Raw genomic sequence first — 18,726 nt, 5'->3', positions numbered from 1 at the left:
GGCATCGGGGTTGGTTCAGTGATGCGCCGGCGCGCCGCCGTCGCCGCGGTCGCGGCCGATATAGCCGAACAGGTAGGCGCCGACCTTGCGCATCTGGATCTCGTCCGAGCCCTCGGTGATGCGGTAGCGGCGATGGTGGCGGTAGATGTGCTCGAACGGCTTGTGGCGCGAATACCCCAGCCCGCCATGGACCTGCATCGCGGTGTCGGCGGCCTCGCAGCACAGGCGGTTGGCGGTGTAGTTGCACATCGAAACCTTGTCCGACAGGCGTTTCTCCACCTCGCGCCTGGGCATCTGGTCCATTTCCCAGGCGGTCTGGCGGATAAAGGCGCGCAGCATCTCGGCGCGCGTGGCCAGCTCCACCAGGGGGAACTGGATGCCCTGGTTGCGCGCCAGCTCCTGCCCGAAGGGCTTGCGCTGGCGCGCGTACTTCACGCTCTCGCGGATGCAGTAGTCGGCCGCGCCCAGGCTCGCGGCGGCCTGGCGGATGCGGTTCTCGTGCACGAAATGCTGGGCGATGGCGAGACCCGCGCCGGGTTGCCCGAGCACGGCGTCGTCCGGCACCCAGACCCCGCTGAAACTCACGCGCGGATGGTCGGTGGGCATGTTGAAGGTCCACAGGTACTCTTCCACGCGCACGCCTGCGCTGTGCGCCGGCACCAGGAACGCGGTGATGCCGCCGGCATCGCCGTCCTTGCCGCTGGTGCGCGCGAACAGCACCACGTGCGTGGCGGTGTGCAGGCCGGTGGTCCACATCTTCTCGCCGTCGATGCGCCAGCCGCCGCGCCCGCCGCGCGGTTCCGGACGCGCGCGCGTGGCCATGTGCGTCGCGTCGGAGCCGTGCTCCGGCTCGGTCAGGCCGAAGCTCAGCTTGACGGTCTCGTCCAGCATGCCCGGGATCAGCGTGGCGCGTTGCGCCTCGCTGCCAAAGTCGCGCAGCACCAGCACGAACGGCTTGTTGCCGACGATCGAATGCTCGTTCTGCAGGTCATTGTGCAAACCCAGCCCCTTGGCCGCCAGGTGTTCGCGGATCACGGCCATCCACAGGTTGCCGCCATCGCGGCCGCCGTACTCCGCGGGCAGCGCGAAGCGCAGGTGGCCGGCGCGGTCGGCGCGGCGACGCGCTTCGGCCAGCAGCGCCTCCCATTCGGGGCGCGGCAGGCCGTGGTTGTCGAAGTCGGTGCGGGCCCATTCGCGGCGGTGGTCGAAGAACCGCTGGTTGTCGTGCTCGGCCTGCAACGGCGCGATCTCGGCCTCGATAAAGGCATCGAGCTCGGCCAGGTAGGCCGTCAGCCCGTCCGGCAGCTGGAAATTCATGGAAGCGTCTCCTCAGGATCGATAATCTGGCGATAGCTGCTGTATCCGGGCTGGTCGACGGCAAGCTTGGCCAGCGTGACCGCCCACAGGTGGCCGCCAAGCCCGGGCGTGGCGGTATCGATGCGGCCGCCGGCAATGGCCTCGCACAGGCGCTGGTTCAGTTCGGCAAGCGTGCCGTCGGTGCCCAGCAGCGCGCGCAGGCGTTCGTGCTCGTCAGCCTGCGCCGCGGGCGCGAGGCGCAGCTCGCGCGCGACGATGTCGAGCACATTGGCGGCCACGCGCGCGTCGAAGGCCGCGCGGCCGCTCAGGTTGGGGATCGCCGTGCCGCGCAGGAAGGCGGTCACGGCGTCGATCAGTTCCGCCGCATGAGGAGTGTCTTGCATGGTCAGCTTGCGCAGGCCGACGCCGCGGCGCGCGGCAGCAGCAGGTTGAGCAGGTCGATCTCGGTTTCGGAGCTGCGCCGGCCGATGGCGGCGCGCTCGACGCTGCGCGCCCCGCCGCCTTGGGGCGCGCGCGACATGGTCTGGCACGCCACGCCCCACTTGAGCACGCCGAAGATCTCCCAGAACCGCACGCGTTCGGCATCGACCATGCCGCCCGCGTCGGCATAGCCGGCAAACAGCTGCGCGCGCGTGCCGAAGCCGCCCACCGGCAAGCCGGTGCGGCCGAAGCGCCAGGAGTTCACGCACAGCCAGCCGAGGTCGGTCATGGGGTCGCCCACATGGGCCAGTTCCCAATCCAGCACCGCGCGCAGGCCGGCCTCGTCGACCATCAGGTTGCCGTTGCGGAAGTCGCCATGGACCAGCGTGGCGCGCCCCGTTGCCGGCGCATGGCGCCGCAGCCAGCGGAAAGCCAGCTCGAACACCGGGCGCTGCTCGCGCGCCGCCCGATAGCGCCGCAGGTAGCCCTCGACCTCCTCGGCGGCATTGCTCTCGCGCAGCGGCGGCAGCGTGGCGCGGTCGATACCGTGGATCGCGGCCAGCGCCTGGCCGCACTGGTAGGCCAGACGTTCACGCGCCCGCGCCAGCCGCGGCTCGCGCACGATGCGGCCGCCCAGCGTCTCGCCCTCGATGCAATCCATCACGAAGCCCTCGCCGATGCCGTCTTGCGGCATCAGCATGGCCCGCACCACCGGCACCGGCACCCCGGCCGCGCCGGCCAGCCGCAGCAGCGCGGCCTCGGCCGCCATGCCCGCCTGCATCGCCGACACCCCCGCCGCCGGCCGCTCCTCCGCGCCCGGATCGCGCCGCAGGATCATCGGCGCCGGCCCGTGCGGCCCGGCAAGCGTAAAGGACCAGGTCTCCTGGCTGGCACCGCCGGAGAGGCGGCGCAGGCCGGTGATGCCGGCCTGGGCATCGGCGCCGGGAAGTTCGCGGGCAATGACACGGCGAAGGCCGGCCAGCAAGCTGGCTTCCGTGTCGGAGGGTGTGGCTGTGGGCATCGTCTCGGTGCAGTCCCGCATGGCCGCGGTACCGCTCAATTGATAATCTTGATTATGTTTTGGCCGAGTATGGTGGGCTGATACAGTTCATGACATCGGTAAAAACACGGACAAGCAGGGGACGCGGAACCACCTCCGCGCGGAATCGGGGTCGTCATGAAAGAAAAGCTGATCGCGCTGGAAGGCCACGCCGGCTATGCCGTGCCGCGTTATTCCCGCGGCCTTCGCACCACCCAGGCGCTGCTCGCGGCGGGCCGGCGGCTGCTGCGCGAGCGCACGCTCGAGCAGGTCTCGATCCATGAGATCTGCGCCTACGCCGGCGTCACCACCGGCGCCTTCTACAGCCGCTTCGACGGCAAGGACAGCTATTTCAAGGCGCTGCAGACGCTGGCGCTGGCCACGCTGCGGCGCGCCATGGCGGCGCGCCTGGCACAGCTGGACCACACGCCCGGCACGCTGGAAGACGCGGTGCGCACGCTGGCCCGCGGCAGCCGGATCTGGGCCTACCGCAACGAAGGCGTGCTGCGCGCCTCGCTGGTGGCCCGCGCGACCACCGGCGAGGACCCGATCCGCCAGCTCAACCGCCAGTACATGATCGACCTGGCAGCCCGCCTGGCGCGGCTGCACCCGGCGGGGCCGTCGCCGCAACTGGAATTGCGCATCCGCTTCGCGCACCAGGCGCTGGCCGGCACGCTGCTGTATGCGCTGATCAACCGCGAGAGCACCTTCGCGCTGTCGGACCGGCGGCTCGATCTGGAAATGGCGCGTTCGTTCCTGCTGACGGTGGCATAGCGGCACGCGCGCGCCCCAATGCAAAGAGGCCCCGCAGGGCCTCTCTTTATTGCAGGATGCAGCCGGCGTCGCGCCGGCACGCGCCTGCCTTACTCCACCGTCACCGACTTCGCCAGGTTGCGCGGTTTGTCCACGTCGGTGCCGCGCGCGCACGCGGTGTGGTACGCCAGCAGCTGCAGCGGCACCACGTGCAGGATCGGCGAGAGGTCGCCGTAGTGCTCGGGCATGCGGATCACCTGGATGCCGTCGGACGACTGGATCTGCGTATCGCTGTCGGCGAACACGTAGAGGCGGCCGCCGCGCGCGCGCACTTCCTGGATATTGGACTTGAGCTTCTCCAGCAGCGCGTCGTTGGGCGCGACCGTGACCACCGGCATGGCTTCGGTGACCAGCGCCAGCGGGCCGTGCTTGAGCTCGCCGGCCGGGTAGGCCTCGGCGTGGATATACGAGATCTCCTTGAGCTTGAGCGCACCCTCCAGCGCGATCGGGTAATGCAGGCCGCGGCCGAGGAACAGCGCGTTCTCGCGGCGGGCGAAGTCCTCGGACCAGGCGATGATCTGCGGCTCCAGCGCCAGCACGCCGTGCAGCGCGGCCGGCAGGTGGCGCAGGTTGGTCAGCGCCTGGGCCTCGGCCTCTTCGGTCAGCAGGCCGCGGGTCTTGGCCAGCGAGAGCGTCAGCATGTAGAGCGCGGCCAGCTGCGTGGTGAAGGCCTTGGTCGAAGCCACGCCGATCTCGGTGCCGGCGCGGGTCAGGAAGCGCAGCTCGGTCTCGCGCACCATCGCGCTGGTGGCGACGTTGCACACTGCCAGCGTATGGACGTGGCCGAGCGCGCGCGCATGGCGCAGCGCGGCCATGGTGTCGGCGGTCTCGCCCGATTGCGAGATCACCACCACCAGCGCGCGCGGGTTGGGCACGGTGTCGCGGTAGCGGTATTCGCTGGCAACCTCGACCTGGGTCGGGATCTTGGCGATGCTTTCGAGCCAGTACTTGGCGGTGCAGCCGGAATAGTAGCTGGTGCCGCAGGCCAGGATCAGCACGCTGTCGATGCCGGCGAAGACCTCGGCGGCGTTGTCGCCGAACAGGTCCGGCGACAGGCCTTCGACGCCCTCGAGCGTGTCGCCCAGCGCGCGCGGTTGCTCGAAGATTTCCTTCTGCATGAAATGGCGGTACGGGCCCAGGTCCACCGAGGCGGCGTGGGCTTCGACCAAGCGCGCTTCGCGCTCGACCGCATGGTCGTTGGCGTCGTGGATGGTCACGCCGTCCAGCGTGATCTCGACCACATCGCCCTCTTCCAGGTAGATGATGCGGTTGGCGGTGCCGGCCACGGCCAGCGCGTCGGACGCCAGGAAGGACTCGTTCTCGCCCAGCGCCACCACCAGCGGCGAGCCGGCGCGCGCGCCGACCACGCGGCCCGGCTGGTCCTTGGCGAATACCGCGATGGCGTAGGCGCCGTGCAGGCGCTTGGTGACCGCACGCACCGAGGCGAACAGGTCGCCGCGGGTGGCGCTGCTGGGATAGCTGTAGGCCTGATGGATCAGGTGGGCGACCACCTCGGTATCGGTCTGCGACTCGAAGCCGTAGCCGACCGCGCGCAGCTCTTCGCGCAGCGGCTCGTAGTTCTCGATGATGCCGTTGTGCACCAGCGCGATGGTCTCGCCCGACAGGTGCGGGTGGGCGTTGACGGTGTCGGGCTTGCCGTGCGTGGCCCAGCGCGTATGCGCCACGCCGGTGAAGCCGGACAGGCCGGATGCCTGCGTCTGCGCGTCGAGATCGGCGACGCGCGACACGGTGCGCGCGCGCTCGACCGCATCGTCGCGCACGACCGCGACGCCGCACGAGTCATAGCCGCGATACTCGAGGCGGCGCAGCCCTTCGATCAGGACCGGAACGATGTTGCGCGTGGAAACCGCGCCGACGATGCCACACATGCTGAACCCCCGTTTGCTGGCGCCTGCCGCGAGGCCCTGGCGCCGGTATGAATCCCCTGGCGCCGCCCGGTGCAGGCGGCCCCTGGTGCTTACTGCTTAGGCGGCTTGACCGGACGCTGCCAGGCGTCGATGGTCAGCTGCTTGGCCCGCGACAGCGTCAGCTTGTCGGCCGGGGCCTCCTTGGTGAGCGTGGTGCCGGCGCCCAGCGTGGCGCCGCGGCGCACCGTCACCGGCGCCACCAGCTGCGTGTCGGAGCCGATGAAGACATCGTCCTCGATCACGGTGCGGTGCTTGTTCACCCCGTCATAGTTGCAGGTGATGGTACCCGCGCCAATATTGACGCGCGACCCCACCGTGGCGTCGCCCACATAAGCCAGGTGGTTGGCTTTGCTGTGTGCCGCCACCTGTGCATTCTTGACCTCGACGAAGTTGCCGATATGCACATCCTCGCCCAGCTCGGTGCCGGGGCGCAGGCGCGCGTATGGCCCGATGCGCCCGGCGGGCCCGATCCTGGCGTCGTCGATATGGCAGAACGGGTGCAGCTGCGCGCCCGCGCCGACGGTGCTGTTGCGGACCACGCAATGCGCGCCGATGCGCACGCCGTCTTCGAGGTGCACGCGGCCCTCGAACACGCAGCCGACGTCGATGGTGACATCGCGCCCGCAGGTGAGCTCGCCGCGCACGTCGATGCGGGCCGGGTCGAGCAGCGTCACGCCGGCCTCGAGCAGGCGCCGGGCCTGGTTGCCCTGGTGGATGCGCTCGACCTCGGCCAGCTGCAGCTTGCTGTTGACACCCAGCGTCTCCCACACCGCGGCGGGCTGCGCCGAGACCGTCTCGACGCCGTCGGCGACGGCGCGCTCGACGGTGTCGGTCAGGTAGTACTCGCCCTGGGCATTGTCGTTGCGCAGCGTCGACAGCCACTTGCGCAGGTGGCCGGTCGGGCACACGATGATGCCGGTGTTGATTTCGCGGATGGCCTTCTCGGCTTCGCTCGCGTCCTTTTGCTCGACGATGCGGACGATACTGCCCGCCGCGTCGCGGACGATGCGGCCGTAGCCGGTCGGATCGGGCATTTCCACGGTGAGCACGCCAAAGCGCTGCGCGCCGGCCTCGGCCACCAGTGCCTGCAGCGTCGCCGCGCTGGTGAGCGGCACGTCACCGTAGAGAACCAACGTAGGCTGGTTGTCGTCCAACAAGGGAAGTGCCTGCATCACCGCATGGCCCGTGCCCAGTTGCTGGGCCTGCTCGGCAAAGGCGACATCGTCAGCGGCCACCGCCTCGCGCACGCGCGCGGCCCCGTGGCCAACCACGACCACCAGCCGCGACGGCGACAGGGCACGGGCCGTATCCAGGACGTGCGCGAGCATGGGCCGCCCGGCTACCGGGTGCAGCACCTTGGGCAAATCGGAATACATCCGCTTGCCCATGCCCGCGGCGAGAATGACGATATTCACAAGGAGACCCCTAAGTGAGTGTGTCCAAAAATATTCTGGAAAACGCCGGCCGGATATTTGGCGCGGTGTTTGGCAAGGGGCGCCGCCGGGGCTGGCAAAAGCTTGTCGCCAGGCCCGCGCATCTTCCCGCAAACCCTTGCCAGGACTTGGCTGGCGGGCAGCGAGCGAGCCCGGTTCCAATGCGCGGCGATTTTAACATGGCGCTTTCTGCCCAACCGGCCGAGGTTTCCGAATTTCACAATTGCTGGGGCCGGCGCATTTTGGCGATGGTGGGCGCCGCGGCCCTGTGCGCCTGCAGCGCGATGAAGCTGGGTTACCAGCAGGGCGACCGGCTGGCGTACTGGTGGATCGACAATTATGTCGACGTCACCACGGCCCAGGAGCCGCTCACGCGCGAGGCGATCGCGCGCTTCTTTGCCTGGCACCGCAAGGCGCAGCTGCCGGAAATCGCCACCCTGCTGCAGGAGGCCAAGGCCGACGTGCGCCAGCCGGTGACGCCGGCGATGGTCGCGCACTTCCAGGACGCCTCGCAGGACCTGGCGCGCCGCTCCTTCGAGCAGGCCATGCCTGACATGGCCGACTTCCTGCTGACGCTGACGCCCGACCAGATCGCGCGCATGGAAAAGAAGTTTGCCGAGGGCAACGCCAAATACCGCAAGAAGTTCCTCAACGCGGATCCGGCCGAGCGCGAGGAAGCGCGCTTCGACAAGGTGATGGAGTACGCGCGCCTGGTCTACGGCGGCTTCTCTGCCGAGCAGGAAAAGGCGATCCGCGTCAAGGTGGGGCCGGTGGTGCAGAATGCCGAGGCGCGCTATGCCGAGCGCGTCGCGCGCCAGCAGGAATGGATCAGGATGGTGCGCTACGTGCAGGCCACGCAGCCGCCCAAGACGCAGGTGATCGACCTGCTGCGGCGCTTCCGCGAGTACTGGCAGAACCCGCCCGCCCGGCACGCCGCCAGCCACGAAGCCAGCAACAACGCCGGCATCGCGCTGACCGTGGCGATCGCAAACCTGACCACGCCGCAGCAGAAGGCGCACGCGCAGGAACGCTTCCAGAAGTGGATCGACGACACGCATGCGCTGATGCGCGAGAAGGCGAATGCGCCGGTGCAGTCGGCCGCGGCGAACTGAACCCATCCTGCCCAGACGCAAAACCCCCCGCGCAAGCGGGCATTTTGCCATCCGGCCGCCGCAGGACTTACTGCGTGCCGGCCGGCTCCGCCGCCGCGGTCGCCGCGGGCGCGCGCTCGAAGCGCACGAACTCCATGCGGTTTTCGTCCAGGCTGCCGGCGAACGTCAGCGGCTGCTGCTGGAACGTGGTTTCACCGAACAGCGAGGCCTCGTCGACCTTGGCCAGGCCGGTCGCCAGCCCGGTGAACGGGAACAGCGCGGTATCCGCCAGGTGCGACGGCACGACGTTGCGCAGCGCCGAGAAGATATTGTCGATGCGGCCCGGGTTCTGCCGCTCCCACTCCTGCAGCATCTCGCTGACCTTCTTGCGCTGCAGGTTTTCCTGCGAGCCGCACAGGTTGCACGGGATGATCGGGAATTCCATGGCGCGCGCGTACGATGCGATGTCTTTCTCCGAGCAGTACGCCAGCGGGCGGATCACGATATGCGCGCCGTCGTCGGTGGCCAGCTTGGGCGGCATCGCCTTCATCTTGCCGCCGAAGAACATGTTCAGGAAGAAGGTGTTGACGATGTCGTCGCGATGGTGGCCCAGCGCGATCTTGTTGGCGCCCAGCTCCTTGGCGGTGCGGTAGATCACGCCCCGGCGCAGGCGCGAGCACAGCGAGCAGGTGGTCTTGCCCTCGGGCACCTTCTCCTTGACGATCGAGTAGGTGTCCGCCTCGACGATCACATATTCCACGCCGACCGACTTCAGGTATTCCGGCAGGATATGTTCCGGGAAGCCAGGTTGCTTCTGGTCCAGGTTCATCGCGATCAGCTTGAACTGGATCGGCGCCCGCTTCTGCAGCGCCATCAGGACCGACAGCATGGTGTACGAGTCCTTGCCGCCACTCATGCAGACCAGCACGGTGTCGCCGTCCTCGATCATGCCGAAGTCGCCGATGGCCTTGCCGGTTTGCGATTGCAGCCTCGTCTCGAGGCGATAGAAGTTGTTCGAGTGGCTCATGGAGCATCCTGTTGCGTGGCGCCCGCCGGATGGAATGGCCGGCGCGGCGCGGAGGGGCAACATTTTACTTTAGGCGCCCGCGCGCTGCAGCGGGCGCCGGCGGGACTGCTCAGGCCTGCTTGATATGGAAGACCTCGACCCCGACCGAATCGCAGTCCGGGTACACGTCGGGCTTCTCGGTCGACACGCGCACCGCGCGCACCTTGGGGTGCTTGAGCATGGCGCGCGCGACGTCGTCGCACAGCGTTTCCTGCAGGTGCACGTGGCCCTGCGCCATGCGCGCGGCCACGGTGTTGCGCATGAAGTCGTAGTCGACCACTTCGTCGAGCTTGTCGGCCTGCGGCGTGCATTCCTCCAGCGGCACGAACAGGTCGATATTGATCAGCACGCGCTGCTCGCCCTTCTTCTCGAATTCGTGCACGCCGATATTGATCTGCACTTCGTAGTTGCGCAGGAACATGCGTCGGCAGTCCTGCAGGCTGGGGTGGGAAAGGGCGGCGAGCATGGTCATGGGCGGGAAACGAAAGGGGCAGTGTAAGGCAGGGATGCCGCGCCGGTCAGGCGCGGCGGATGATGCAGGTCATTCGGTCAGGAACATCACGTCGCGCGCCAGCGGCATCAGGTGCTGGCCGCCGTCGACGTACAGCGTGGTGCCGGTCACGGCGCGTGCCTGCGCCAGGTAGGCCACCGCCTGGGCGATGTCCTCGGGGGTGGAAGACTGGCCCAGCGGCGTCACGCGATGCGCGCGGCGGAAGCTCTGCTCCGACTGCTCGCCCGATACCAGCGTGATGCCCGGGGCCACGCCCACCACGCGCAGGCGCGGCGCCAGCGCCTGCGCCAGCTGCACCGTGGCAGTCTGCAGCGCGGCCTTGGAGAGCGTGTACGAGAGGAAATCCGGATTCAGGTTGTCGAGCTTCTGGTCGAGCAGGTTGATCACCACGCCGCGTGGCTCGGCGGCCTTGTTCGCGCCGTCCGGGCCCGCGGCCGCGGCCAGCGCCTTGTGCAGTTCGCGCGCCAGCAGCAGCGGCGCGGCCACGTTGGTGCGCATATGCGTATCCAGCGACGCATACGAGAAGCTGGTGGCGACGTCGTACTGGAACAGCGAGGCATTGTTGACCAGGCAGCCCGGCACGCCCAGCGCGGCGCTGCAGTCGGCCACCAGCCGGCTGGTCGCGGCCTCGTCGGCAAGGTCGGCGCGCAGCACCGCGGCGCGGCGGCCGAGCGCGCGGATTTGCGTGGCGAGGGCCTCGGCCTCGTCGACCGAGCGATGGCAGTGCACGGCCACGTCCCAGCCATGCGCCGCCAGTTCCAGCGCGATGGCGCGGCCCAGGCGGCGCGCGCCGCCGGTCACGAGCGCCACGCCGCGGGCCACGGCAGGCTGGGCACCGGTCGCGCCGGCGGAAATCTTGGATGCGGGCATTGCTACAATCGCAGGATGCAGAAAGCCGCTAGTTTACCCCTTCCCCCCGCCGACGCGCAGGCCGCTTCGGATACCCTTACGGCCCGTATTGGCGAATCGATCGATGCCGCCGGCGGCTGGATCGGCTTTGACCGCTACATGGCGCTGGCGCTGTACGCGCCCGGCCTGGGCTATTACAGCGGCGGCTCGGCCAAGTTCGGGCGCGATGCCCGCGACGGCAGCGACTTCATCACCGCGCCCGAGCTCAGCCCGTTCTTCGCACGCACGCTGGCGCGCCAGTTCGCGCCGCTGCTGGCACAGGGGCTGCCGCGCCTGCTCGAATTCGGCGCCGGCACCGGCCGGCTGGCGGCGGACCTGCTGCTCGGGCTCGAACAGGAAGGCCAGTTGCCCGACACCTACGCCATCGTCGAGCTGTCGGGCGAGCTGCGCGCGCGCCAGCAGGACACGCTGGCCCGGCGCGCGCCGCACCTGGCGGAGCGCGTCACCTGGCTCGATACCCTGCCCGCCGCCTTCGAAGGCGTGATCGTCGGCAATGAAGTGCTGGATGCGATGCCGGTGCAGCTGTATGCGCGCCGCGGCGGCCACTGGCATGAACGCGGCGTGGCGCGCGCCGGCGCGCAGGATGGCGGCGCGACCGCGTTCCGCTTCGAGGACCGCGCGCTGGTCGATGCCGACGTGCCCGCGGCGCTGCGCGCCATCCCCGGCGACCACGAACTCGTCACCGAGACCCACGTCGAGGCCCAGGGCTTCACGCGCGCGGTCGGCGCCATGCTGGCGCGCGGCGCGGCCTTCTTCATCGACTACGGCTTTCCTGGCAGCGAGTACTACCATCCGCAGCGCGCCGGCGGCACGCTGATGTGCCACTACCGCCATCATGCGCACCCGGAACCGTTCCTGTATCCCGGCCTCCAGGACATCACCGCGCACGTCGACTTCAGCGGCATCGCGCAGGCCGCGGTCGAAGCGGGGCTGACCGTCGCGGGCTTTGCCTCGCAGGCGCGCTTCCTGATGAATGCCGGCATCACCGACCTGCTGATGGCGCTGGACCCATCCGACGCGCGCGCCTTCCTGCCGCAGGCCAATGCGGTGCAGAAGCTGCTGTCCGAAGCCGAGATGGGCGAACTGTTCAAGGTGATCGCGCTCACGCGCGGGCTCGACGACACCGAGCCGCTGGCCGGCTTTGCCCGCGGCGACCGCTGCCACGCCCTGTAACGGCACCGGAGCTGCCATGCTGCGCTGGACCCTGACCATCTTCCTCAGCGTGATCATCCTGTCCGCGGCGCTGCCGTGGCTGCAGAAGGTCGGGCTGGGCCGGCTGCCCGGCGACGTGCGCTTCCGCGTGTTCGGGCGCGAGTTCGTGCTGCCGTTCGCGTCGACGATCCTGATCTCGCTGATCGCGCTGGTAATCGGCAAGCTGCTGTAGGGATTTCGGCAGCCTGCGGGACCGGCTCGGGGGCCGGCTCAGGCGCCGCCCGGCTGCGCCCCGAGCCGCTGCGCCACCGCCGCGACCCGCGCGGCATGGACCCGGTCCTTGATCTGCGCCACGTCATCCGCGCAGGCGCGCGCGATCGCCCCCGCATCGACCGACGCCGCAGCCTCGCGCGCCGCCAGCAGGCGCGCGGCCTGCGGGTAGGCGTGGTGCTCGAACCCCTTGCGCCCGCGCTTGTCGGCCTCGCAGGCCTGCAGCGCCTGGGCGAAGCGCGTGGGCTTGCGCAGCGCGTCGCAGCGCTCCAGCAGCCGCACCACCGCTGCGGCGCTGAGCTCCAGCGAGCGGTGGATGGTGCCGTGCTCGCGCGCCACCACGACCGCCAGGTCGCGGCACTCGTTGGGCACGCGCAAGCGCGCGCAGACCTCTTCCAGCAGCCTGACGCTGCGCAGCTCGTGGCCGATATGGCGCGGCAGCACGTCCGCGGGCGTGGTGCCCTTGCCCAGGTCATGCACCAGCGCGGCAAAGCGCACCGGCAGCGGTGCCTCCAGTGCCGCGGCGCAGTCGATCACCATCATCACATGCACGCCGGTATCGACCTCGGGGTGGAAGTCGGCGCGCTGCGGCACGCCCCACAGCCGCTCCAGCTCTGGCAGCAGCCGCGCCAGCGCGCCGCATTCGCGCAGCACCTCGAACATGCGCGACGGCCGTGCCTCCATCAGTCCGCGCGCCAGCTCCTGCCACACGCGCTCGGGCACCAGCGCATCGACCTCGCCCGCGGCGACCATCTCGCGCATCAGGCGCATGGTCTCGGCGGCGACGTTGAAGTCGTGGAAACGCGCGGCGAAGCGCGCCAGCCGCAGGATGCGCACCGGGTCTTCGGCAAAGGCGTCGGAGACATGGCGGAACAGGCGCGCGGCGAGGTCGCGCTGGCCGCCGTGCGGATCGATCACGGGGCCGGTCAGGTTGCCGTCGGCATCGACCGCGCGCGCCATCGCGTTGATGGTCAGGTCGCGCCGGACCAGGTCGTCCTCGAGCGTGACATCGGGCTCGCAGTAGAAGGCAAAGCCCTTGTAGCCCATCGCGGTCTTGCGCTCGGTGCGGGCCAGCGCGTATTCCTCCTGCGTGCGCGGATGCAGGAACACCGGGAAATCCTTGCCGACCGGGCGATAGCCGGCGGTCTCCATCTCGGCCGGGGTCGCGCCGACCACCACGTAGTCGCGGTCCTGGCTGGGCTTGCCCAGCAGTTCGTCGCGGATCGCGCCGCCCACGGCATACACCTGCATGGTTGTGGCCTCTTCATGCGCCGGCACGGGGGTCGCGGGGCAGTGTCCCGGCGCCGGCGTTATTGCTAGTGGGTGACGATTATCGCATCGGCAAGATCCGGGGCCGTGCGGTACGGTTCGTCATCGGCCAGGAAGTCGCGCTCCTCGCGCGCGCCGGCAATCCATTGCTGCATCGTTGGCAGCGCCAGCATGAAATCGGCATAGGCCTTGGCGTCTTCGGTCTCGTCCGGCAGGTGGATGCCGTAGGTAGCGAAGCGGCTCACCACCGGCGCATAGAACGCGTCGGCGACGGTGAAGGTGCCGAACAGGAACGGCCCGCGCGCCGCATGCTGCTTGCGCAGCTCGTCCCAGATCGCGGCGATGCGCTCCACCTCGCGCTGCACCGCCACGTTCCAGCCGCGCCCGGGCAGCACCGCGGTCACGTTCATCGGCAACTGGTTGCGCACGTTGACAAAGCCCGAGTGCATCTCGGCGCAGATCGCGCGCGCCACCGCGCGCTCGGCCGGGTCGGCCGGCCACAGCTGCCGGTCGGGGAAGCGCTCGGCCACGTATTCGGAGATCGCCAGCGAATCCCACACGGTGACATCGCCGTCGACCAGCACCGGCACCTTGCCCGCGGGCGAGTAGCGGGCGATCTCGGCGGCGAAGCTGCCGGTGAACAGGCGCACCTGCACTTCCTCGAAATCAATGCCGGCCTGGCGCAGCAGCAGCCAGGGGCGCAGCGACCAGGAGGAATAGTTCTTGTTGCCGATGACGAGCTTCATCGTGAGGTCCTTGGGGGAGGAAACGGAGGGAGAGACGGCACGGACGCGAGGCGCGATCCACGCGCCGCGGCCCCGCTGGACGGCGTGGCAGCCGCGCGCCGGACCAGTCATTTTGCCAGCGCGGCCGCCCGCGTCAAAGTGAATTGCGCTCGCAACCGATATGAAATCCGGTCACATAGGCCGGGCCATGGATAGCGTCTCAGCGATGCACGCTGGCGCGCATGTGCGTCAGCGAGGCATCGCGGTTGCGCCCGGACAGCGCTTCGGTCATGACCGCCTCCAGGTGCACGGGGTGCAGGTTCAGCTCCGGCGCGAGCGGGCGCTCCAGCACGTTGTCGAGCTGCATCGAATCCAGGTTGTCGCGCGACAGCAGCGGTTCGCCCGGCATATGCTCCATGACCGCGGCCTGCACCCGCGCCAGCGCATCGGGCAGCGCGATCACCGGGCGTGGATGGCCCGAGGCGCGCCCGGCAAAGCGCACCAGCTCCTCCAGCGTATAGACCTGCGGCCCGCCCAGTTCGTAGCCGTGGCCGATGGTGGCCGGGTTCACCATGGCGTTCAGGTAGGCCTGCACCACGTCCTGCACGAACACCGGCTGGAAGCGCGCATGCGCGCATGCCAGCGGCACCACCGGCGCCAGCTGCTGCATGTGCGCGAACAGGTTGAGAAAATGGTCGTCGGGGCCGAACACCACCGAGGGCCGGAAGATGGTCCAGTCGAGCCCGCTGGCGCGCACGATGCGCTCGCCGTCGCCCTTGCTGCGCAGGTACATCGACGGGCCGTTGCTGTCGGCGCCGAGCGCGCTCATATGCAACAGCCGGCGCACGCCGGTGGAAAGGCAGGAAGCCACGATCTGCCGCACCAGTTCAACATGCGCGCTGGCAAAGGCCTCGCCGTAGGGATCGGCGCGCTCGCCGTGCAGCACGCCCACCAGGTTGACGACGATGCCGTCCAGGCCGAGCGAGCCGATCGCGTCGTCGAGCGCGGCATTGTCGGCCAGGCCCAGTTCCACCACCTCGACGCGCGGCAGCAGCAGCAGGTGCTGCGCATGCTCGACATTGCGCGTGCCGACCACGATGCGGTCCGGGGCGATGGGGGAATCGGGATTGGCGCCGGGCTCGAGCGGCGCGCCGGAAGCCGAGGCCGTGCCGGCCAGGCGCGAGACGAGATGGCTGCCGATGAAGCCGGCGCCACCGATGACGAGGACGTTGCTGGTCTGCATGATGCCTCCGTGCCAGGAAAGAAGCACGCCGCGGCACCCGCGCCAGCCCGGTCCTGCGGCGCTACGCCGGCAGGCCCGTCTTGCCTGCCCCATGCCGGGGCAGGCGGACCGGAAAAGACGGCTTCAGGGCAGGCTGGTAGTGGTCACCGCCGACGGCGCGACCGTGCCCAGGCGCGATTTCAGCGACTGCGGCCGGCCACTCATCAATGCAGCATAGTACGTAGCGTTGGAAAGCACATTCTTCACGTAGCCGCGCGTTTCAGTGAACGGGATGGTCTCTGCAAAGATCGCGCCTTCCACCGGCCGTGCCAGCGTGCTGCGCCAGGCCTTGGGCCGGCCCGGACCGGCGTTGTACGCGGCCGAGGCCAGCGTCCAGGAACTGTCCAGGTCGGTCAGCACCATGTTCAGGTAGTTGGTGCCGAGCTGGATGTTGATGGTGGGATCTCCCATCATCGACGGCGAAAAGTCGCTCATGCCGATCTTGCGCGCCACATACTTTGCCGTGGCCGGCATCACCTGCATCAGGCCATGCGCCCCCGCGGACGAGCGCGCATTCATGACGAAGCGCGATTCCTGGCGGATCAGGCCGTACACCCACGCCATGTCCAGGCCGACCTCGTCGGTGGCGCGCTGCATGATGTCGCGGTACGGCATCAGGAAGCGCAGCGCGAAGTCATGCTCGTTGCGGGTGCGGTCGGCCGAGTTGACGGTGCGGTCGAGCAGCTCGAGGCGGCGCGCATATTCGGCCGCGGCCAGCAGCTCGCGGTCGCTCATGTTGCGCAGTTCCCAGTTCCACTCGCGGTTGCCCTCGAAGCGCAGATTCATGGCGTAGAACTTCTGCGCGCGCTGGAAACCGGGGCGCGTGCGCATCGCCATGGCCTCGGCGTCGCTGACGGTGGTGCGCGGCGGCAGCGTGATGCGGTTGCCAAGTTCCTCGCTGGCGAGCTGGCCGTAGAAATTGAACTGGCCGGCAATCTGCTGGAAGTTCTGCTGGGCCTCGGTGTCGCGGCCGTCGGCCTTGAGCGCGCGGCCGTACCAGTAGATCCAGGCCGGGTCCTTGGCGCGCAGCTCCGGGCGCATCAGCTCGACCGCCTGGCGCACCTGCTTCCAGTCGCCCTGGCGCAGCGCGGCGCGCACGCGCCATTCCTGGCTGTCGTCGGACAGCCACTGGTTGCCGCCCAGGTCCATCTGGCGGCGGTAGTAGCCGGCCGCATCGGGCAACAGCTTCTTGGCCGCGAACTGGCCGATCACGCCCCAGGCCGCGCCCTGCTCGTCCCGCGACAGCGCGCCCTGGGTCGTGCCGAGATAGGCCGCCGCCTGCGCGGGGTCGTTGCGCGCCATCTTGACGATGGTGGCCAGGGTATCGCCGTCCACGCGCGCCTCAGGTCGCGCATCAGGCAGCAGCGCGGCGATCTTGCCGGCCAGCGTGAGGTAGTTCTGCTCCAGCGCCAGGCGCGCCTGGAAGGCCACGTCGCTGCGCTGGATCTGCTGGCTCTGGGCGAGATAGCCGATCAAGTCGACGCAGCCTTCGCCGTAGTACCTGGGATCGCTCAGCACATTGCGCGCATCGGCAGCCACGTTCTGGCCCTTGAGCGCGCGCGACAGCAGCGCATAGCACTCGACCTGGGTATCGTCCTTGAGCGCGAACTGCGGGTATTCGACATCGAAATTGGCCCAGTCGCGCTTCTTGCCCAGCACCAGCAGCCAGTCATTGCGCATGCGGTCGGCAATCGCGTCGCCCTTGTAGCGCTGCAGGAACACGCGCACCTGGTCGTCCGGCGCATCGACGCGGGCCAGGCCGCTGGCGTCGAACAGCTGCGGCTTGATGCGGAAGTACTCGACATAGGACGGCACCGGGTAATCCACCAGCGTGGCCGAGATCTCGTAGGCGCGTTCGACGTCGTTCTTGCGCGCGGCTTCGCGCAGCGCGGTGAAGGCCTCGTCGGGATCGCTGGGGATCACCGTCGAGGGCGCGCGCGAGACCGCCTGCGGGCGCTTCTGCGCGTGGACCGGCGTGACAAGCAATGCACATGCAAGCGCAATCCAGGCGGCCCGCCCTGCACGCTGCAGATATACTCCCTTCAGCATTCTTCTTCCTTGTCGATGACGGCGGCGCCGGCGCCCGCACCGTTGTGCCAAAGGCCGCGGCTTCGCCGTCCGTGTTGGTTCGGACGAGGGCATTATCCCACGCCATGTCTTCCATTCCCGCGACTACCTCCGCTTCCCCCCCCTCCGGCGCCGATCGCCGCGCGCTGCGCGCGCAGCTGCTGGCGCAGCGCGCCGCCCTGCCCGCACGCGCCGCCGCCGATGCCCGCATCGCCGCCGCGCTGTCTGAACTGCTGGCGGGCCTGGCAGTGCGCTGCCTGGGCTTCTACTGGCCGATCCAGCAGGAGTTCGACGCGCGCCCCGCGGTGGCGCAGTGGCTCGCCGCCGTGCCCGGCCGCCATGCCGCGCTGCCCTCGGTCAGCCGCCCCGGCACGCCGCTCGATTTCCACCTGTGGACGCCGGATGCGCCCATGGCCACCGGCCACTACGGCATCCCGGTGCCGGACGGCACCGAGGCCGCGATGCCGGATGCGCTGATCATTCCCTGTGTCGGTTTCAGCCCGGACAAGTTCCGCCTGGGCTACGGCGGTGGCTTCTACGACCGTACCCTGGCGGCGCTGGTGCCGCGGCCGCTCGCCATCGGCATCGGCTACGACGCCTGCCGTATTGCGCTGCCGGCGCAGCCGCACGACATCGCCATGGACTGGATCGTGACGGAAGCGGGCGCGTTCTAGCCCGCAGCGGTCCCGGCGTCCTGCACCAGCTCATCGACCAGCGCGCGCATGCAGCGCCAGTGCGAGCCTTCCCAGAACACCCGCCGGCAGCGGTCGCAGGTGACGAAGCTGCGATGGCGCGCCAGCACGCCGTCCGGCACGCGGCCGGCGGCGCCGGCCGCGTCCAGCGCGCGCAGCGGCGCATTGCAGTCCAGGCACAGCGAAAACGGACGGGCGCTGCGCGCCAGGTCCAGCCGCGCGAAGATCTCTCGCACCTGCTGGCGCGACTTGAGCGCGCGCACATAGCAGCCGTGCGTGATGCCGCGGCGCTTGAGCAGCTCCCGGTCGCGCGTCAGCACGATGCGGCCCTCGTCGACCGCAATGCGCTCGATCTCGCTGTCTTCGAAATGGTTATCGTAGAGCGTGTCGAAGCCGGTCATGCGCAGCAGATGCGCCAGCCCGCCGAGGTGGGCGTCGGCGACAAAGCGCATCACCCGCAGCGGCTGCTCGCGTACCCGAAGCAGCGGCGACACGTCGATCCGTTCGAACTTGGGATAGACCGAGACCCGGTCGCCGTCACGCAGCTGCCGCTCGAAGCCGCAGGACTCGCCGTTGACCAGGACCAGCTCGACCTCGGTATGCGGCACCCCCAGCGCCTCGATCATGTGCTTGACCGTGGCGGCGCGCGCGCACACGCACGACAGGTCGCGCCGGCGCTGGTCCGGCGCGAGGAAGTCGTTCAGTTCCTCGTAGAAGCGGAAGGTGGCGGTGACCATGGGGC

At 69.4% G+C, this 18,726-nt stretch carries 18 protein-coding genes; 5 read left to right on the top strand and 13 right to left on the bottom strand.

Annotation, left to right across the window (positions count from 1 at the left end; translation table 11 throughout):
- Nucleotides 1–15: 15 nt before the first annotated feature.
- Genes CBM2586_RS01160 through CBM2586_RS01150 form a run of 3 tightly spaced genes read right to left on the bottom strand, consistent with a single transcriptional unit; the run spans nt 16 to nt 2,758 of the window.
- Nucleotides 16–1,317, bottom strand: coding sequence for an acyl-CoA dehydrogenase family protein (locus CBM2586_RS01160; RefSeq protein ID WP_115663235.1), 1,302 nt, complete (start codon nt 1,315–1,317; stop codon nt 16–18).
- Entirely contained in the window at nt 1,314–1,700 is a 387-nt protein-coding gene (locus CBM2586_RS01155; RefSeq protein ID WP_115663236.1) for a DUF6285 domain-containing protein, read from the bottom strand. The genes CBM2586_RS01160 and CBM2586_RS01155 overlap by 4 nt, the downstream gene beginning before the upstream one ends.
- 2 nt (nt 1,701–1,702) lie before the next feature.
- Nucleotides 1,703–2,758, bottom strand: coding sequence for a phosphotransferase family protein (locus CBM2586_RS01150; RefSeq protein WP_115663847.1), 1,056 nt, complete (start codon nt 2,756–2,758; stop codon nt 1,703–1,705).
- Between the two features lie 156 nt (nt 2,759–2,914).
- Between CBM2586_RS01150 and CBM2586_RS01145 the strand changes: the two genes are divergently transcribed.
- Nucleotides 2,915–3,550, top strand: coding sequence for a TetR/AcrR family transcriptional regulator (locus tag CBM2586_RS01145; protein ID WP_115663237.1), 636 nt, complete (start codon nt 2,915–2,917; stop codon nt 3,548–3,550).
- Between the two features lie 89 nt (nt 3,551–3,639).
- Here the strand turns inward: CBM2586_RS01145 and glmS are convergent, their stop codons facing one another.
- Nucleotides 3,640–5,478: a glutamine--fructose-6-phosphate transaminase (isomerizing) gene (glmS, locus tag CBM2586_RS01140; RefSeq protein ID WP_115663238.1), complete on the bottom strand. Its 1,839-nt coding sequence runs from the start codon at nt 5,476–5,478 to the stop codon at nt 3,640–3,642.
- An 89-nt stretch (nt 5,479–5,567) separates the two neighbouring features.
- Complete coding sequence (gene glmU / locus CBM2586_RS01135) at nt 5,568–6,932, bottom strand: bifunctional UDP-N-acetylglucosamine diphosphorylase/glucosamine-1-phosphate N-acetyltransferase GlmU (RefSeq protein WP_115686657.1); 1,365 nt, start codon at nt 6,930–6,932, stop codon at nt 5,568–5,570.
- Between the two features lie 302 nt (nt 6,933–7,234).
- On the opposite strand from glmU, the gene CBM2586_RS01130 reads away from it, so the two are divergent.
- Complete coding sequence (locus CBM2586_RS01130) at nt 7,235–8,062, top strand: DUF6279 family lipoprotein (protein WP_115663848.1); 828 nt, start codon at nt 7,235–7,237, stop codon at nt 8,060–8,062.
- Nucleotides 8,063–8,129: 67 nt separating this feature from the next.
- Here CBM2586_RS01130 and ttcA read toward each other — a convergent pair whose 3' ends face one another.
- The 3 genes from ttcA to CBM2586_RS01115 all read right to left on the bottom strand — a co-directional run bounded on the left by ttcA (nt 8,130) and on the right by CBM2586_RS01115 (nt 10,488).
- Nucleotides 8,130–9,068 carry a tRNA 2-thiocytidine(32) synthetase TtcA gene (gene ttcA, locus CBM2586_RS01125; RefSeq protein WP_115686656.1) on the bottom strand — a complete coding sequence of 313 codons (939 nt, stop codon included), beginning with the start codon at nt 9,066–9,068 and terminating at the stop codon, nt 8,130–8,132.
- A gap of 109 nt (nt 9,069–9,177) precedes the next feature.
- Nucleotides 9,178–9,579, bottom strand: coding sequence for a dihydroneopterin aldolase (locus CBM2586_RS01120; RefSeq protein ID WP_082818824.1), 402 nt, complete (start codon nt 9,577–9,579; stop codon nt 9,178–9,180).
- 69 nt (nt 9,580–9,648) lie between these two features.
- A complete protein-coding gene (locus CBM2586_RS01115; RefSeq protein WP_115686655.1) occupies nt 9,649–10,488 on the bottom strand; it encodes an SDR family oxidoreductase in 840 nt (279 codons plus the stop codon).
- A gap of 15 nt (nt 10,489–10,503) precedes the next feature.
- On the opposite strand from CBM2586_RS01115, the gene CBM2586_RS01110 reads away from it, so the two are divergent.
- Nucleotides 10,504–11,700, top strand: coding sequence for a class I SAM-dependent methyltransferase (locus tag CBM2586_RS01110; protein ID WP_115686654.1), 1,197 nt, complete (start codon nt 10,504–10,506; stop codon nt 11,698–11,700).
- Nucleotides 11,701–11,716: 16 nt separating this feature from the next.
- Entirely contained in the window at nt 11,717–11,911 is a 195-nt protein-coding gene (locus tag CBM2586_RS01105) for a DUF2905 domain-containing protein (protein WP_012351539.1), read from the top strand.
- A 38-nt stretch (nt 11,912–11,949) separates the two neighbouring features.
- Here the strand turns inward: CBM2586_RS01105 and CBM2586_RS01100 are convergent, their stop codons facing one another.
- The 4 genes from CBM2586_RS01100 to CBM2586_RS01085 form a co-directional block, all read right to left on the bottom strand.
- A complete protein-coding gene (locus CBM2586_RS01100; protein ID WP_115688590.1) occupies nt 11,950–13,200 on the bottom strand; it encodes a multifunctional CCA addition/repair protein in 1,251 nt (416 codons plus the stop codon).
- A gap of 65 nt (nt 13,201–13,265) precedes the next feature.
- Entirely contained in the window at nt 13,266–13,964 is a 699-nt protein-coding gene (locus tag CBM2586_RS01095) for a glutathione S-transferase family protein (RefSeq protein ID WP_115686653.1), read from the bottom strand.
- Between the two features lie 199 nt (nt 13,965–14,163).
- Complete coding sequence (locus tag CBM2586_RS01090; protein WP_115663244.1) at nt 14,164–15,186, bottom strand: complex I NDUFA9 subunit family protein; 1,023 nt, start codon at nt 15,184–15,186, stop codon at nt 14,164–14,166.
- A 123-nt stretch (nt 15,187–15,309) separates the two neighbouring features.
- On the bottom strand, nt 15,310–17,274 hold the full coding sequence (locus tag CBM2586_RS01085; protein WP_115686652.1) for a lytic transglycosylase domain-containing protein: 1,965 nt from the start codon (nt 17,272–17,274) through the stop codon (nt 15,310–15,312).
- A 104-nt stretch (nt 17,275–17,378) separates the two neighbouring features.
- Between CBM2586_RS01085 and CBM2586_RS01080 the strand changes: the two genes are divergently transcribed.
- Nucleotides 17,379–17,966: a 5-formyltetrahydrofolate cyclo-ligase gene (locus tag CBM2586_RS01080; RefSeq protein ID WP_115686651.1), complete on the top strand. Its 588-nt coding sequence runs from the start codon at nt 17,379–17,381 to the stop codon at nt 17,964–17,966.
- On the opposite strand, the gene CBM2586_RS01075 is transcribed toward CBM2586_RS01080, so the two are convergent.
- A complete protein-coding gene (locus tag CBM2586_RS01075; RefSeq protein WP_115663247.1) occupies nt 17,963–18,721 on the bottom strand; it encodes a Mut7-C RNAse domain-containing protein in 759 nt (252 codons plus the stop codon). The genes CBM2586_RS01080 and CBM2586_RS01075 overlap by 4 nt on opposite strands.
- Between the last annotated feature and the right edge of the window lie 5 nt (nt 18,722–18,726).

The sequence above is a fragment of the Cupriavidus taiwanensis genome (assembly GCF_900250115.1).
Taxonomy (GTDB): domain Bacteria; phylum Pseudomonadota; class Gammaproteobacteria; order Burkholderiales; family Burkholderiaceae; genus Cupriavidus; species Cupriavidus taiwanensis_B.
This window is presented reverse-complemented; position numbering and strand designations above follow the sequence as displayed.

Bases quoted from the DNA above. Each gene is read 5' to 3' on its own strand.
- CBM2586_RS01150 (WP_115663847.1), bottom strand. From the start codon at position 2,758: ATGCCCACAGCCACACCCTCCGACACGGAAGCCAGCTTGCTGGCCGGC.
- CBM2586_RS01085 (WP_115686652.1), bottom strand. From the start codon at position 17,274: ATGCTGAAGGGAGTATATCTGCAGCGTGCAGGGCGGGCCGCCTGGATT.
- CBM2586_RS01105 (WP_012351539.1), top strand. From the start codon at position 11,717: ATGCTGCGCTGGACCCTGACCATCTTCCTCAGCGTGATCATCCTGTCC.
- CBM2586_RS01160 (WP_115663235.1), bottom strand. From the start codon at position 1,317: ATGAATTTCCAGCTGCCGGACGGGCTGACGGCCTACCTGGCCGAGCTC.
- CBM2586_RS01145 (WP_115663237.1), top strand. From the start codon at position 2,915: ATGAAAGAAAAGCTGATCGCGCTGGAAGGCCACGCCGGCTATGCCGTG.
- CBM2586_RS01075 (WP_115663247.1), bottom strand. From the start codon at position 18,721: ATGGTCACCGCCACCTTCCGCTTCTACGAGGAACTGAACGACTTCCTC.
- CBM2586_RS01130 (WP_115663848.1), top strand. From the start codon at position 7,235: ATGAAGCTGGGTTACCAGCAGGGCGACCGGCTGGCGTACTGGTGGATC.
- CBM2586_RS01080 (WP_115686651.1), top strand. From the start codon at position 17,379: ATGTCTTCCATTCCCGCGACTACCTCCGCTTCCCCCCCCTCCGGCGCC.
- CBM2586_RS01090 (WP_115663244.1), bottom strand. From the start codon at position 15,186: ATGCAGACCAGCAACGTCCTCGTCATCGGTGGCGCCGGCTTCATCGGC.
- CBM2586_RS01155 (WP_115663236.1), bottom strand. From the start codon at position 1,700: ATGCAAGACACTCCTCATGCGGCGGAACTGATCGACGCCGTGACCGCC.
- CBM2586_RS01095 (WP_115686653.1), bottom strand. From the start codon at position 13,964: ATGAAGCTCGTCATCGGCAACAAGAACTATTCCTCCTGGTCGCTGCGC.
- ttcA (WP_115686656.1), bottom strand. From the start codon at position 9,068: ATGAGCCACTCGAACAACTTCTATCGCCTCGAGACGAGGCTGCAATCG.
- CBM2586_RS01115 (WP_115686655.1), bottom strand. From the start codon at position 10,488: ATGCCCGCATCCAAGATTTCCGCCGGCGCGACCGGTGCCCAGCCTGCC.
- CBM2586_RS01120 (WP_082818824.1), bottom strand. From the start codon at position 9,579: ATGACCATGCTCGCCGCCCTTTCCCACCCCAGCCTGCAGGACTGCCGA.
- CBM2586_RS01100 (WP_115688590.1), bottom strand. From the start codon at position 13,200: ATGCAGGTGTATGCCGTGGGCGGCGCGATCCGCGACGAACTGCTGGGC.
- glmS (WP_115663238.1), bottom strand. From the start codon at position 5,478: ATGTGTGGCATCGTCGGCGCGGTTTCCACGCGCAACATCGTTCCGGTC.
- CBM2586_RS01110 (WP_115686654.1), top strand. From the start codon at position 10,504: ATGCAGAAAGCCGCTAGTTTACCCCTTCCCCCCGCCGACGCGCAGGCC.